15 protein-coding genes, 1 tRNA gene, 2 pseudogenes and 1 riboswitch are annotated in these 14,031 nt (G+C 64.8%); of the genes and pseudogenes, 3 read left to right on the plus strand and 15 right to left on the minus strand.

Translation table 11 applies throughout. From position 1 onward, the window contains the following. Positions 1 to 9: 9 nt before the first annotated feature. The 6 genes from rfbD to DIE16_RS31215 form a co-directional block, all read right to left on the minus strand. Complete coding sequence (rfbD, locus tag DIE16_RS31190) at positions 10 to 912, minus strand: dTDP-4-dehydrorhamnose reductase (RefSeq protein WP_124894058.1); 903 nt, start codon at positions 910 to 912, stop codon at positions 10 to 12. A gap of 8 nt (positions 913 to 920) precedes the next feature. Continuing rightward, positions 921 to 1,472: a dTDP-4-dehydrorhamnose 3,5-epimerase gene (rfbC, locus tag DIE16_RS31195; protein WP_044844082.1), complete on the minus strand. Its 552-nt coding sequence runs from the start codon at positions 1,470 to 1,472 to the stop codon at positions 921 to 923. Continuing rightward, the gene (rfbA, locus tag DIE16_RS31200; protein WP_124894059.1) at positions 1,457 to 2,350 is read right to left on the minus strand and encodes a glucose-1-phosphate thymidylyltransferase RfbA; all 894 of its coding nucleotides are present in this window, start codon (positions 2,348 to 2,350) and stop codon (positions 1,457 to 1,459) included. The genes rfbC and rfbA overlap by 16 nt, the downstream gene beginning before the upstream one ends. An 11-nt stretch (positions 2,351 to 2,361) precedes the next feature. Next, a complete protein-coding gene (rfbB, locus tag DIE16_RS31205; protein WP_124487933.1) occupies positions 2,362 to 3,423 on the minus strand; it encodes a dTDP-glucose 4,6-dehydratase in 1,062 nt (353 codons plus the stop codon). 582 nt (positions 3,424 to 4,005) lie between these two features. Beyond that, positions 4,006 to 4,839 carry a class II glutamine amidotransferase gene (locus DIE16_RS31210; protein WP_044844085.1) on the minus strand — a complete coding sequence of 278 codons (834 nt, stop codon included), beginning with the start codon at positions 4,837 to 4,839 and terminating at the stop codon, positions 4,006 to 4,008. A gap of 149 nt (positions 4,840 to 4,988) precedes the next feature. Beyond that, a complete protein-coding gene (locus DIE16_RS31215; protein ID WP_124551367.1) occupies positions 4,989 to 5,318 on the minus strand; it encodes a carboxymuconolactone decarboxylase family protein in 330 nt (109 codons plus the stop codon). Positions 5,319 to 5,448: 130 nt separating this feature from the next. Between DIE16_RS31215 and DIE16_RS31220 the strand changes: the two genes are divergently transcribed. After that, positions 5,449 to 6,399, plus strand: a complete 951-nt coding sequence (locus tag DIE16_RS31220; protein WP_124894060.1) for an AraC family transcriptional regulator — start codon at positions 5,449 to 5,451, stop codon at positions 6,397 to 6,399. A 93-nt stretch (positions 6,400 to 6,492) separates the two neighbouring features. Next, positions 6,493 to 6,703: pseudogene (locus tag DIE16_RS37335) on the plus strand (YiaA/YiaB family inner membrane protein); the annotation flags it as partial. Between the two features lie 187 nt (positions 6,704 to 6,890). On the opposite strand, the gene DIE16_RS31230 reads toward DIE16_RS37335, so the two are convergent. From DIE16_RS31230 to DIE16_RS31270, 9 genes are all read right to left on the minus strand, one after another. Further along, positions 6,891 to 6,967, minus strand: a tRNA-Lys gene (locus DIE16_RS31230). Positions 6,968 to 7,076: 109 nt separating this feature from the next. Further along, positions 7,077 to 7,826, minus strand: a complete 750-nt coding sequence (gene ybgF / locus DIE16_RS31235; protein ID WP_124571165.1) for a tol-pal system protein YbgF — start codon at positions 7,824 to 7,826, stop codon at positions 7,077 to 7,079. Positions 7,827 to 7,845: 19 nt separating this feature from the next. Beyond that, entirely contained in the window at positions 7,846 to 8,355 is a 510-nt protein-coding gene (gene pal / locus DIE16_RS31240) for a peptidoglycan-associated lipoprotein Pal (protein WP_044844089.1), read from the minus strand. Positions 8,356 to 8,372: 17 nt separating this feature from the next. After that, positions 8,373 to 9,668 (minus strand): Tol-Pal system beta propeller repeat protein TolB, encoded by a 1,296-nt coding sequence (gene tolB, locus DIE16_RS31245; protein WP_044844090.1) that lies wholly within the window; start codon positions 9,666 to 9,668, stop codon positions 8,373 to 8,375. A gap of 109 nt (positions 9,669 to 9,777) precedes the next feature. Next, positions 9,778 to 10,845, minus strand: coding sequence for a cell envelope integrity protein TolA (gene tolA / locus DIE16_RS31250; protein ID WP_124894061.1), 1,068 nt, complete (start codon positions 10,843 to 10,845; stop codon positions 9,778 to 9,780). After that, complete coding sequence (gene tolR / locus DIE16_RS31255; protein WP_124487921.1) at positions 10,842 to 11,291, minus strand: protein TolR; 450 nt, start codon at positions 11,289 to 11,291, stop codon at positions 10,842 to 10,844. The genes tolA and tolR overlap by 4 nt, the downstream gene beginning before the upstream one ends. Positions 11,292 to 11,301: 10 nt before the next feature. Next, entirely contained in the window at positions 11,302 to 11,979 is a 678-nt protein-coding gene (gene tolQ, locus DIE16_RS31260) for a protein TolQ (RefSeq protein WP_010091489.1), read from the minus strand. A gap of 144 nt (positions 11,980 to 12,123) precedes the next feature. After that, the gene (gene ybgC / locus DIE16_RS31265) at positions 12,124 to 12,612 is read right to left on the minus strand and encodes a tol-pal system-associated acyl-CoA thioesterase (RefSeq protein WP_044844093.1); all 489 of its coding nucleotides are present in this window, start codon (positions 12,610 to 12,612) and stop codon (positions 12,124 to 12,126) included. 108 nt (positions 12,613 to 12,720) lie between these two features. Then, a complete protein-coding gene (locus DIE16_RS31270; RefSeq protein WP_124551582.1) occupies positions 12,721 to 13,467 on the minus strand; it encodes an SDR family NAD(P)-dependent oxidoreductase in 747 nt (248 codons plus the stop codon). Between the two features lie 180 nt (positions 13,468 to 13,647). Further along, a riboswitch (ZMP/ZTP riboswitch) is annotated at positions 13,648 to 13,748 on the plus strand. 137 nt (positions 13,749 to 13,885) lie between these two features. Here DIE16_RS31270 and glyA point away from each other — a divergent pair. Further along, positions 13,886 to 14,031: pseudogene (glyA, locus tag DIE16_RS31280) on the plus strand (serine hydroxymethyltransferase); the annotation flags it as partial.

The raw sequence follows: 14,031 nt of genomic DNA on the forward strand, positions 1-14,031 counted from the left end.
CGGTGCGCGTTAAATTTCTTTCATGCACAGCTCGAGCGCGGCTTCCCAATGCGGCGCGCGCACGCCGAAGTGCTCGGCCAGTTTCTCGTTCGACATCCGCGAATTGGCCGGGCGGCTGGCGGGTGTCGGGTAGGCGCTGGCGGGAATCGGCATGACCGCAGGCTTCCTTGGTAGATTCGAGAGACGGAAAATCGCCTCGGCGAAGCCGTGCCACGAAGTCGAACCCGCCGCGCACAGGTGATAGATGCCTGAATGCGCGTTCCACCATGCTTCCCGACCGGCCGCGCCGGTGGCGGCGGCCTGTGCGACGACATGGGCGGTCAGCGTTGCGATCGTGTTCGACCAGGTCGGTGCACCGATCTGGTCCGCGACGATCTTCAGTTCGTCGCGCTCGGCGCCCAGGCGCAGCATCGTCAGCAGAAAGTTCTTGCCGCGCGCGCCGTACACCCAGCTCGTGCGGAAGATCAGATGCGCGCAGCCGGCGGCCGCGATCGCCTGTTCGCCCGCGAGCTTGGTCTTGCCATAGACGTTTTGCGGATCGACGGGATCGTCCTCGACGTACGGGCCGTCCTTCGTCCCGGCAAAGACGTAATCGGTCGAGTAGTGAATCAGCGCCGCGCCGATGCGCTTCGCCTCTTCGGCCAGCACCGCGGGCGCCTCGGCGTTCAGGCGCGCGGCAAGCGCGACGTCGGTCTGCGCCTGATCCACCGCCGTGTACGCGGCCGGATTCACGATCAGGTCGGGCTTCACTTCACGCACGACCTCGCGCACCTGGTCGAGGCGCGACAGGTCGAGCCGGTTGCGGTCGAGCGCGACCACGTTACCGAGCCCTTGCAGCGTGCGCGCCAACTCGAATCCCACCTGGCCGTTGATGCCGGTGACCAGGATGGTTCGCGGTTCGGGCGTTTGCACGGCGGCCCTCACTGGAAGCACTCGGCTTCGGCGAGCCGCTTGCCCGCCGCGTCTTTCGCGGCCAGCAGCGGTTCGCCGTCGAGCGGCCATTCGATGCCGATCTCCGGATCGTTCCACAGCAGGCTGCGCTCGTGCTCCGGGAACCAGTAGTCGGTGGTTTTGTAGAGGAATTGTGCGGACTCCGACAGCACCACGAAGCCGTGCGCGAAGCCGGGCGGCACCCACAGCTGGCGATGGTTGTCGGCCGACAGCGTCACACCGACCCATTTGCCGAAATTCGGCGAACTGCGCCGGATGTCGACTGCGACGTCGAACACCTCGCCTTCGACCACGCGCACGAGCTTGCCCTGCGCGTGCTCGATCTGGTAGTGGAGCCCGCGCAGCACACCCTTCGCGGAACGCGAGTGGTTGTCCTGGACGAACTCGACGTCGGCCTCGACGAGCGCCGCGAATTCGCGCCCGTTGAAGCTCTCGTAGAAATAGCCACGCGCGTCGCCGAATACTTTCGGCTCGACGATCTTGACTTCGGGGAGCGCCGTAGCAGTTACCGTGATGGCCATGCAACCTGATCCGTAAGAATGTTCAGCAAATATTTGCCGTAGCCGTTTTTCGACAGCGGCTGCGCGAGCTTCTGTACCTGTTCGGCATCGATCCAGTGCCTGCGGTACGCGATCTCCTCGGGGCAGGCGACGACCAGACCTTGCCGCTTCTGCAGCGTCGCGATGAAGCTGGCGGCCTCGATCAGCGAATCGTGGGTGCCGGTGTCGAGCCATGCATAGCCGCGGCCCATGATCTCGACGTTCAACGCGCCGTCGGCGAGATAGCGGGAATTGACGTCGGTGATTTCGAGTTCGCCGCGCGGCGACGGCTCGATGTCGGCGGCGATGTCGCACACGCGGTTGTCGTAGAAGTAGAGGCCGGTCACGGCGTAGTGCGAACGCGGCTTGGCCGGCTTCTCTTCGATCGATACGGCACGGAAGTGCTGGTCGAACTCGACGACGCCGTAACGCTCCGGATCGTGTACGTGATAGGCGAACACCGTTGCGCCCGCGTCCTGCGCGTCTGCGTGCTCGAGCTGCTTGGCCAGGTCGTGACCATAGAAGATGTTGTCGCCGAGGATAAGCGCCGACGGGTCGTTGCCCACGAAATCGCGGCCGATGACGAACGCCTGCGCAAGACCGTCCGGTGACGGCTGCACCGCATACCGGATGTTCATCCCCCACTGGCTACCGTCGCCGAGCATGGCTTCGAAGCGCGGGGTGTCCTGCGGCGTCGAGATGATCAGCACGTCGCGAATGCCCGCTACCATCAGCGTCGACAGCGGGTAATAGATCATCGGCTTGTCGTAGACAGGAAGCAACTGCTTCGAGACCGAATGCGTGATCGGATAGAGCCGTGTGCCGGAACCGCCGGCGAGAATGATGCCCTTGCGCGCCATGTCCGTTCCCCTTACGCGCGGTGCGCGTAGTTCGTTGCGACCCACTTGCGGTACTCGCCCGAAGCGACTTCGTCGACCCATTCCTGATGGTCGAGATACCAGCGCACCGTTTTCGCGAGACCGGTTTCGAACGTTTCGGCGGGCTTCCAGCCGAGTTCGCGCTCGAGCTTGCGCGCATCGATCGCGTAGCGTCGGTCATGGCCCGGCCGGTCGGTCACGTAAGTGATCTGGTCGCGGTACGAGCCCGCCGATTTCGGTCGCAGTTCGTCCAGCAGGTCGCACAGCGTGTGCACGACCTCGAGATTCGTTTTCTCGTTCCACCCGCCGATGTTGTACGTTTCGCCGGTCTGGCCGCGCGCGAGTACCTCGCGGATCGCACTGCAGTGGTCGCCGACATACAGCCAGTCTCGTACGTTCTGGCCATCGCCATACACGGGCAGCGGCTTGCCGGCGAGCGCGTTGGCGATCATCAGCGGAATGAGCTTCTCGGGGAACTGGTACTGGCCATAGTTGTTCGAGCAGTTCGTGGTCAGCGTCGGCAGGCCGTACGTATGCTGATACGCGCGCACGAGATGATCGGAACCGGCCTTGGTCGCCGAATAGGGGCTGTTCGGTGCGTACGGAGTCGTTTCGGAGAATTGCGGATCGGCAGGCGACAGCGAACCGAATACCTCGTCCGTGGAAACGTGCAGAAAACGGAATGCGGCCTTGTCCGCCTCCGGCAGCGTATTCCAGTACTGGCGCGCGGCTTCGAGCAGCGTAAATGTCCCGACGACATTGGTCTGAACAAAATCCGCCGGCCCGTGAATCGAGCGATCGACGTGGCTTTCCGCAGCGAAATGCAGGACCGCCCGAGGCTTGTATTCCGCGAACAGCGCGTCGAGTGCTGCACGGTCGCAGATATCGGCGTGCGCGAACACGTGCTTCGGGTTTCCATGCAGCGATTTTAGCGTTCCGAGATTGCCCGCATAGGTCAATTTGTCGACGTTCAGAACCGATTCGTCCGATTGACGCAGCCAGTCAAGCACAAAGTTGGCACCGATAAAGCCGGCGCCACCTGTAACCAATATCATGTAGCCTCTCTCATTACGTTAATGGCAGTGAATCCTGCCTTGTTCTCGTTCGCGCGCTGCCCTCGGTTGACGCGCGTTGAAGAATATCAAGAAATCGTGCGAGCCTGGCGGACGTGGCGGGCTGGATTGCACGCATATTCTAGGATATTCCTCGGGGGCGACGCATGTGCCAACCGGACAGTCTGCGTTGAAAGACTATTAATTCTCTATACCGCGGGACCCGGCCGGTGCCGGTTGCGTACGGGGTATCACGATTTCCCGTGCTCTTGCGGGGAATTCATCAGACATGCAATCTCGCGCAAACATTTGCGCGAACCGCAGCAAAGAAACGGCAAGCGGGAGTGGATGTCGAATGCGGTGATGGTTTTTGCGATACTTGAAATCGGCGATAACTATACCATGCTCGATTCAGTCGGTGCGAATCACTCGTTTTATATCGTGATTTAGCATTGCCGTGTTTTTGCTTTGCCGTCACGGCTGGTGGTGCCGTGGTCGTTGGCACGCCTGTCAGTTTATTCGCTAAATCCGGTTTGATTCGGACACATTTCGCCGTGGCGGCAGGAGTTGAAACGCAGCTTCAACCTACTTATGCCGCGGATTGAACGGCCGCTGCTGCACATCCGCCCCCTGCGCGACGATCGCCATGCTTTCCGGCACTTCCTCCCATGCGCCGCGCAAGTCGACGAGCGGCTCCGACACAACCATGAACGCGTCGTCGCCCGCTTCCGCGATGCGCGGGTTGTGCGGATAGAGTTCGTGCAGATGCTTGAATGACGTGCTGTGGAACAGCGAGCGCGATTGCCGTTCGCTCGAGTAGCGCACCGCGATGATCCGCTCACCGTCCGTCGCGCAGATCGTCATGTTGAGCGGCTCGGCAACGCGGTATCGCGCGGCGGTTTCCTCGACCATGCCGACCATCCGTTCGAGCGCCGGCAGCGGCGTCTGCTCCAGGCCGAAGGTCAGCGCGAGACGGAACATCAGCTCGGAGTCGGTCGTCCCTTCGATCGTCGGGAACAGTGCCGGGTCGACCTTCATCGTCAGGTCGCGGCGCAGCTTGTGGAAATCGCGAATCAGCCCGTTGTGCGCGAACAGCCAGCGGCCGTGGCGGAACGGATGGCAGTTGGTTTCCTGGACGGGCGTGTCGGTTGCCGCGCGGATATGTGCGATGAACATCCGCGAGCGGATCGCGCGCGCGGCTTCGCGCAGGTTGCGGTCGTTCCATGCGGGATGCACGGACCGATAGCGGAACGGCAGTTCCTCGGGGCGGCCGTACCAGCCGATGCCGAACCCGTCGCCGTTGGTGGTCGTGGCGCCCAGCTCCGAATGCAGGCTCTGGTCGATCAGCGAATGCTTCGCGCGAAACAGGACGGTCTCGAGATGGATCGGATTACCCGTATAGGCGAGCCAGCGGCACATGGAGCGCTCCTTCGCGATGAAGCTTCTCGCGCATGGTAGCCGACTTCGCGGCGCCGGCGTACGCGACCGCGGCGCGTCCGCCGGCTGGCCGGCTGCGCCGGCGATCGTCCGCGAAGGATGCGGCGGGCGCCACACCCTTCAGGTGCGCGTCACTCGCCGAGCGCGTCCATCACGCGGGCCGAATAGACGAGCGCCGCGCCCGCATTCAGCGCGATCGCGACGCCGAGCGCCTCGGCCACTTCCTCCTTGGTTGCGCCATGCTTCGTGGCTTCGGCCGTGTGCACCGCGATACAGCCGTCGCAGCGCGTCGTGACGGCCACCGCGAGCGCGATCAGTTCGCGCGTCTTCGCGTCGAGATGGCCTGTCTTGGCGCCGGCGCCGGACAGCGCCTTGTAGCCGGCCAGCGTGTCGGGCGAGAGCTTCGCGATGTCGCCGATGCGCGTCGAGAGTTCCTTCCGGTATTCGTTCCAGTTCAGCATGATGCGTCCTTTCGAGAAGAGGTGGATCAGGCGGCGGATGCCGCGATCTCGGGCGATGCAGGACTTATTCTGAGCGTTCGCGCTGAGGGTTTCGATACGCTAGAGTGTCAATTTTTAGCGCAAACGTCTCATGGACGCATTGAGTCAACTGTTGTCGCTGGGCCGTAGCCATGTCGAGCTCGACGTGCGCTGCCTGCTCGACGGCCCGTTCGCGATGCCGCACGATCCGTTGCCGCCCGGCGAGGCGGCGTTTCACCTGCTGCTGTCCGGAACGTGCCGGCTGCGCACGGCCGACGGGCGCACGCTGCGGCTGGCCGACGGCGACTTCGTGCTGCTGCCGGCGGGCGACGCGCACGATTTGTCCGATGTCGGGGGTGGCGGCGCGCGGCCGCCGGTCGCGTCGCTGCGCGAGCCGGGCGTGGCCGGCGGTGCGGTGCTGCCGGTCAAGTCGAATCGCGATCCCGCGGATCCGGCCGATGCGAGCGTCGACCTGCTCTGCGGGCGCTTCATTTATGCGCGCGGCGCCGGTGAATTGCTGATGCGTACGTTACCGCGCGTGCTGCATGTCGGGCTGCGCGCGGCGTCGGGGCCCGCGTCGCTGCAACTGCTGACGAGCGTGCTGCGTGCCGAGGCATCGAGCGCGCAGCCGGGTGCGCGCGCGATCGTGAATGCGCTGGGGCAGGCATTGCTCGCCTACGCGTTGCGTGCGTACGGCCGCGATGCGCGCGTGCCGGCCGGCTGGCTCGCGCTGGCTGCCGATGCGCGGCTCGGCCCGTCGGTCCAGGCCGTGCTGCAGGCGCCGGCGCAAGCGTGGACGGTCGAATCGCTCGGCGCGGCATCCGCGATGTCGCGCGCGACCTATGCGCGGCATTTCCGCGAGAAGGCCGGGATGAGCGTCGGCGCGTTCGTCGCGCAGATCCGGATGATGCATGCATGCGCGCTGCTGCAGGACACGCAGCGCGGCCAGGCGGAGATCGGGCAGGCGGTCGGCTATCAGTCCGAGGCGGCGTTCGGCAAGGCGTTTCGCGCGGTGCTCGGCACGACGCCGGGGCGCTGGCGGCGCGCGCAGCGGGGCACGTAAGTCCGGCAGTGCAATCGTCGTGTGGCGCGGCAACGCGGCTACCATGCGCGAAATGTATTCCGATGAAAACGATTTCGAACAAGACACAACGGCTGGGTCGCGCTGTTGATCGCGATCGCGCTGCTGGTCGTCGGCATTCTTCAATGCGACGCTGCAACTGAGTGAGAAGGGCTTCTACGCGAATTGTCGTTCGCGCTGGTGCTGTTCGTTCGGCGCGGTGACTGTGCAGAAGAATACGCGTGACATGCAGCGCGCCAAGCCGCGCTTCACCGACGCGGATTCCGCGCCGACCGTTCAGGAGTGACGGTGACGCCACGCGAAGCGGGCGCCCGAGCGGGCCGCCTGTGTCGCATGACACGCGCCGGCTCCGCGTTCGATCGACTTCGTCGAAAGCGGCGCGAGCATCATCGAGATGCCGAGCGCAATACTGCGGGAAGCAGACGCAAAAAAGCCTCCACTCGGGAGGCTTTTATTGCACTATCAAAGATAGTTGGTAGGGTGGGAGGGACTCGAACCCTCGACTCTCTGATTAAAAGTCAGATACTCTAACCAACTGAGTTACCACCCCACGTTCTTGAAACCGGTTGGTCCGTTGCGCTGACAACTTGCTCAACGACCCAAAGAGCAAAAGATTATATCGGCGAATTGAAGGGCTGTCAACAATTCGACACGGTAATTTATTTGATGCTCTCGATCTTGCCCTGCGCAGTCTGCGCAGCGTTCGATCCGGCGTACTGCGACACGACCTGCTCGAACGTCTTCTTCGCGGCCGCCTTCTGGCCTTGCTCGAGCTGGTTCGTCCCGATCGCGACGAGCGCGTCGGCCGCACGCGGATGCTGCGGATACTTGCTCACGATCGCTTGCCACGTCGCGGTCGAGCCGCGGTAGTCGCGCAGCGCGTATTGCGCATTGCCGAGCCAGTACTGCGCGGTCGGCTGGTACGGGCTCTGCGGGTACTTCGCGATGAAGCTGCGGAACGAGGTCGCGGCCGCCTTGAAGTTGCCGTTGCGGAATTGCTGCTGCGCCGCGCTGAGCGCATCCGTTTCACCCGGCTGCACGGTGCCTTCGACACCATCGATCGTCGCCTGTTGCGGCTCGAACTTCTTGAGCCGCGTGTCGAGATCCTGGTAATACTCCTTCTGCTGCCGCTCGAGCGTCGTCAGCCGGTTCGTCAGATCCTCGTTCTCGCCGCGCAGCGTCGCGACCTGCTGGTTCAGCTGGTCGATACGGCCGGATTGATCGAGGATCGTACGCTGGGCGGCCGACAGCTGGCTGGACAGGTTGTCGCTCTTGCTGCGCAGATCGAGCACGGCGCGGCGCGCCTCGTTGTCGTCGAACATGCCGGCGTGCGCCGGCGCGGCCGACCACGCCGCGCCGACGACGCAGAACGCTGCGGCGATGCGCAGCCAGGATACACGGTGCGTCATACGGCAACTCTTCCGTTACTTACTGTTGGTAGACGAGGTCGGCGCGACGGTTCTGCGCCCACGATGCTTCGTCGTGACCCGCTGCTTGCGGCTTTTCCTTGCCGAGGCTCACGGCTTCCATCTGCGAGTCGTTCACGCCGAGCAGTGCCATCGCGCGGCGGACAGCTTCCGCACGCTTCTGGCCCAGCGCGAGGTTGTACTCGCTCGTGCCGCGCTCGTCGGTGTTGCCCTGGATCAGCACGTGACGCTGCGGATGGCTCTTCAGGTACTGAGCGTGTTGCTGCATCAGCGGCTGGTACTCGTCCTTCACCGAATAGCTGTCGAAGTCGAAGTAGATGCTGCGCTTTGCGAGCGGGCTGTTCGGGTCGTTCAGCGGATCGACGTTCACTTGCGCGACGTTGTCGGCGCTCGGCTGCGTGCTCATCGCACCTGCGTTGGCCTTGTCGTCGAGCTTCACACCCGACTTGCACGCTGCGAGCGCGCTGATCATCATCACGGCCAGGGCCAGACGAGCTTTATTCGACATCATGGTTACTCTCCTTGTGGTCATTGCATGAAGGGCCCCCACGACGGCTCACGAACGGAGCCGCCCTGGACGGACAGGATTTGCGGCGGCGCGCTGCCGTCGGAGGGCACTGCTGCCAGCACGTTACGACCACCCGACTGGGTCGCGTAGAGAAGGTACTGGCCGTTTGCCGCGAAGCTCGGCGATTCGTCGCGATTGGTATTCGTGACGGCGTTCGCCGCCCCGGATTGCAGATCCTGAACGTACAGCTTGAACCCCCCACCCGTGCGGGAGATGTAGGCGAGCAGCTTGCCGTCCGGGCTGATGCGCGGGCTGGTGTTGTAGCTGCCGGTGAAGGTCACGCGTTGTGCCGCGCCGGCGCTTTCGCCTTGCGCCGGCATCCGGTAGATCTGCGGCGCGCCGCCGCGATCGCTCGTGAAATAGATCCAGCGGCCGTCCGGCGAGTAGAACGGCTCGGTATCGATCGAGCTGCTCTGCGTGAGCCGGTGCAGACCGCCACCGGTTGCATTGACCGTATAGATTTGCGTATTGCCCGTCAGCGACAGGGCAACGGCCAGCGTGTTGCTGTCCGGCGACCACGCCGGCGCGCTGTTGTTGCCCTTCTGGTCGGAGACGATGTAGCGGCGGCCGGTCGGCAGGTCATGGATGTAGACGATCGGCTTCTTGCGCTCGAACGACACGTACGCGACCTTCGTGCCGCTCGGCGACCACGACGGCGAGATGATCGGCTCGGTGCTCGACAGCGCGATGCGCGGGTTCTGGCCGTCCGAATCCGAGATCTGCAGCTGGTAGCGGTTACCCGTCTTGATCACGTACGACAGGCGCGTGGCGAACACGCCGCGCACGCCGAGCAGCTTCTGGTAGATGTAGTCGGCGATCTTGTGGCCGGCCGTGCGCAGCGTGGTGTCGGTGGCCGTCAGCGACAGGCCGCCGAGGCTTTGCTGCTTCACGGTGTCGTACAGGATGAAGTTCACCTTGTACTGGCCGTTCGCTTCGCGGTTCACGCTGCCGGCGACGAACGCATTCGCGCCCTTGGCCTTCCATGCGCCGAGATCGACCGATGCGGTCTCGGGCACGGGCGTGCTGCCCGCGTCGATGTTGGTGAATTTGCCGCTACGGGCGAGGTCGGAGCGGACGATCGACGTGACCTGCTGCGGCAGGCCTGCCTCGTTCGCGAAGTTCGCGGTGGCGATGGGGAACTGGGTCGAACCGACGCCGGTGATCAGCACGTTGACCTGCGCGTTAGCGGCGCCGCCGGCCGCAATCAGACACGAGGCCACGAGTGCCCTGAAACCTAGTTTCGTCATCAAACTCATGCTTCTTGCTTCCCATGTGACTTAGATCGCTGCGCAACCGCAGAGACAGTAAAAATACCCGATTCGTTCCCGTCCGGCAGCGACGCACGGAGTGTAAGCGCATTTGCGATCACTCCGCCGCCTTGAAGGTAATCGTAATGTCGGACGGGGTACGACCGTTAGAATCGGGCGGCAATGGGACCGACGACTGGATCGCATTGACCACGGCTTGATCCCACCCCGAATTTCCGCTCGAACGGCGGATCGAAACACTGAGCACGTCGCCCGACGGCGTGCAGCGGATCGCGACGACGGTCGTCAGACCCGCGCGCTCGCCGCCCCAGACGATGTTCGGCTTCACGCGGCGACGCACCTTGTCGGGATAGCCGGGCGATGCGGCATTGCCGCCGGAGCCCGTGCCGGTGCCGCTTTTCGCGAGGCCCTCGCCGCCGCCTTCGCCGGCGCCGGACATGCCCTGCATCTGCGCGAGGCGCGCGTTGCGCTCACGGTCGAGCTTCGCCTTCGCTGCCGCGTCGGCCTTCGCGCGCGCCGTCGCTTCAGCCTTCGCCTTGGCCTGGGCTTCCGCCTTCGCCTTCGCGGCCGCGTCGGCCCTGGCCTTCGCTGCCTGCTGCGCTTCCAGCTGCGCCTGCTTCTGTTGCTGCTGTTTCTGCTGCTGGAGTTTCTGTTGTTCGAGCTTCTGCTGCTCCACGAGCTGTTGTTGCTTGAGCTTGTCCGCCTGCTTCTGCCGTTCGCGCTCGGCGGCCTTCTGCGCGGCGAGCGCGGCAGCCTGCTGGGCCGCGAGCTGCTCGCGCCGGGTTTCCTCTTGCTGGGCCTTCAGTTGCTGCGCGCGGCGCTGCTGCTCGAGCAGCGCTTCCCGCGCGGCCGCTTCCTGCTGTCGCTTCTTCTGCTGCAGCGCGATGTCGGCCTGCTCGTCCCGGATCGGGGGAGGGGGCGGTGCGAGCTTCTCGGGCGGCGCGGGCGTGACGACGGGCCGCGGCGCGGGCACGTCGGGCACCTCGGTCCACAGCTCGGCCTCGGAGCCGGCCGGCGTGCTGTTCTGCCATTGCACGCCGTGATAGAGGAACAGCGCGAGCAGCACGTGCATCAGCGCGGCGAGCGCGAACGCGCGCCAGGTGCCGCGCTCGCGCGGGGGCTGAGACGGGTAGGCGTTGCCGCGCGTGGATTGCTGCCGGTTCATTGCGATTTGACGAGGAGGCCGACGCGCTTGACGCCGCGCGCCTTCAGATCCGACATCACGGTCATGACCGCATCGTACTGCACGGTCTTGTCGGCCGCGATCACGACGGGCTGGTCGGGATGATCGGCCTGCCGGGCCGAGATGAAGCTGTCGAGCTCGGCCTTGGTCATCGTGTCTTCCTGCGTCGCGCCGGCGTCGCTCTTGTACTTGACGCTCATCGTGCGGTCGGCCTTGATGTTGACGACGACGGGGGGCGTCTGTTCCTGCGGTGCTGCGTTGCCGACGGTCGGCAGATTGATGATCGACGGGGCGACGAGCGGTGCCGTGACCATGAAGATCACGAGCAGCACCAGCATCACGTCGATGTACGGCACGACGTTGATGTCGGCCATCGCGCGGCGCGAGCGGCCGCCGCGCATGCTGGATCGAATGGGGCTTCCTGCCATGGCGTGCTCCTTACTGGGCCTGGCGCTGCAGGATGTTCGAGAACTCTTCGATGAAGGTCTCGAAGCGGATCGCGAGGCGGTCGATGTCGTGCGCGTAGCGGTTGTACGCGACCACCGCCGGAATCGCGGCGAACAGGCCGATCGCGGTGGCGACGAGCGCCTCGGCGATGCCCGGTGCGACGTTCGCGAGCGTCGCCTGCTGCACGTTCGCGAGGCCGCGGAACGAGTTCATGATCCCCCAGACGGTGCCGAACAGGCCGATGTACGGGCTGACCGAGCCGACCGACGCGAGGAACGCGAGGTTCGCTTCGAGTACGTCCATTTCGCGCTGGAACGACGCGCGCATCGCGCGGCGTGCCCCGTCGAGCACGAGGCCCGGGTCGCTGATGCGCTTTTCCTTCGCCTTCAGGAATTCACGCATCCCCGATTCGAAGATCCGCTCGAGCGCGCCGATCGTGTGACGGTTGTTGGCCGCGCTCTGATACAGCGCCTGCAGGTCGCCGCCCGACCAGAAATCCCTTTCGAAGCGTTCGGTCTGCGCGCGTGCGCGGCGGATCGCGAACCACTTGCGGAAGATGAAGGTCCACGACATCAGCGACAGCAGCAACAGCAGCCCCATCACGGCCTGGGCCAGCACGCTCGCGTTGAGGACGAGGGAAATGATCGACAGGTCTTGAGAAGTGTTCATAGAGGTTTGAGTAACGTCCCTTCGGGGGTGTCCGGCGAGGGCGCACGGTATGCGTGTGGCGCGGCGCGCCGGCCTGGCCTGGCGCCGAACCTTGCTTAGTATCGATTCAGGAAGGCAAGTTCATGGGCCTTGTCTAAACGGTGCTCATCCGAGCTTCGTTGACAGTACGGCAGTCTGCCCGGCGTCGATGACGGGCCCGCGTTGCAGCGCGTCGAGCACGACCGGCGGGATCGCCGCGGGCCGGATGCCGATCTGTTCGACGCAGCCGAGGCGGATGTGCCCGGCGACGAGCAGCGTGTCGCCGCGCCATGCTTCCTGCGTGAATTCCACCGAGGCGCGGCCGATGCGTCCGGGCCGGCTCGTGATCGTCAGCGTGTCGTCGAGTCGCGCCGGCGCGCGGTAGTCGAGCGACGTGCTGCGGACGATGAAGATCGCGCCCGTGTCGTCGGCGAGCCGACGCTGGTCGATGCCGCACGCGCGCAGCCATTCGGTGCGAGCGCGCTCGAAGAATTTCAGGTAGTTGGCATAGAAGACGATGCCGCCTGCGTCGGTGTCCTCGTAGTACACGCGTACCGGCCAGGTGAAGCCGGAGTGCGCGTCCGGGGAGCGGGTAGGCTGAGTCATGGCGCGCATTTTACCGGAAGGCCGAGGCCGGATTCGTAACCGATTCGTAACGGAATGTAGTACGGCGCAGCATGCCGCGGGCCGGCCGGAGGCGGGCCCGCGGCTGCGCCCGTCGTGTCAGCCGCGATGGATCGCGAGGCCGGCCGGAGCCTGGGCGACCGGCATCATCTCGATCGTGTTGATGTTGACGTGCGCGGGGCGCGTCGCGATCCAGTAGATCGTGTCGGCGATGTCCTCGGCCGTGAGCGGCTGGACGTTCTGGTAGACGTTCGCCGCCTTCGCATCGTCGCCGCGGAAGCGGACGTTCGAGAATTCCGTGCCGCCGCAGAGGCCCGGCTCGATGTCGGTTACGCGCAACGGCGTGCCGATCAGGTCGGCGCGCAGGTTCAGGCTGAATTGTCTGACGAAAGCCTTGGTTGCACCGTATACGTTCCCGCCCGGATACGGATAGGTGCCGGCCACCGAACCGAGGTTGAAGATATGGCCGCGGCCGCGCTCGATCATGCCGGGCAGTAACGCGTGCGTGACGGTCACGAGGCCCGAGCAGTTCGTATCGATCATGGTTTGCCACTCGTCGAGGCTGGCCTTGTGGGCCGGCTCGACACCGAGCGCGAGACCGGCGTTGTTGACGAGCACGTCGAGCGCCGCGAATTCGGCGGGAAGGGCGGCCGGCACGGCTTCTACTGCGGCGCGGTCGCGCACATCGAGCTCGAGCGGCAGCAGTGCCTCGCCGAGTTCGGCCGCGAGCGCATCGAGACGATCCTTGCGGCGCGCGGTTGCGACGACGCGATGGCCGCCGTTGACGAAGGCTCGGGCGATTGCGGCGCCGAAGCCGGCGGACGCGCCTGTGACGAACACGATCATTGCTGCTCCTGGTCGGTAACAAAGTAGCGGATAGTATCCCGCAAGCCTACTGAGATTGCCGCACCGCGGCAAGGCGCCAAAGCGCGTCGGCACGGGTGCGTAAAGTCTGGCCCTTATTGTTTCGGGGCCACGGGCGCGCGGTTGCCTATTCATGACGCATCCAATAAACTAACGCGCTCATCACCCCTGCGTGACTGGCGATAGAACCCTTCGGGTTCAAGGTGGAGCATCCCACCGTGAAGCGCGGGGCGCCGTTTTTGCCGTTCGCCTGGGCAGCCGTTGTGCGCCGTTGCGTGCATCGCCGGTGGCTGTCCTGTCTCGCGTCATACGGATTCTTCCGCCACGTCGAGCTGGTTCCGCCAGCAGCGCAATGTACTCGGCCGCCCCGGTCAACCTGTACACACTTAACGGAAACCGTATGTTTGACAGAGCCCAAAGCACCATCGCGAACGTCGATCCCGAACTCTTTGCAGCTATCGAGCAGGAAAACCGCCGCCAGGAAGATCACATCGAGCTGATCGCGTCGGAAAACTACACGAGCCCGGCCGTGATGGCCGCACAGGG

This window comes from Burkholderia sp. Bp9090, from assembly GCF_003857985.1.
Classification (GTDB): Bacteria; Pseudomonadota; Gammaproteobacteria; order Burkholderiales; family Burkholderiaceae; genus Burkholderia.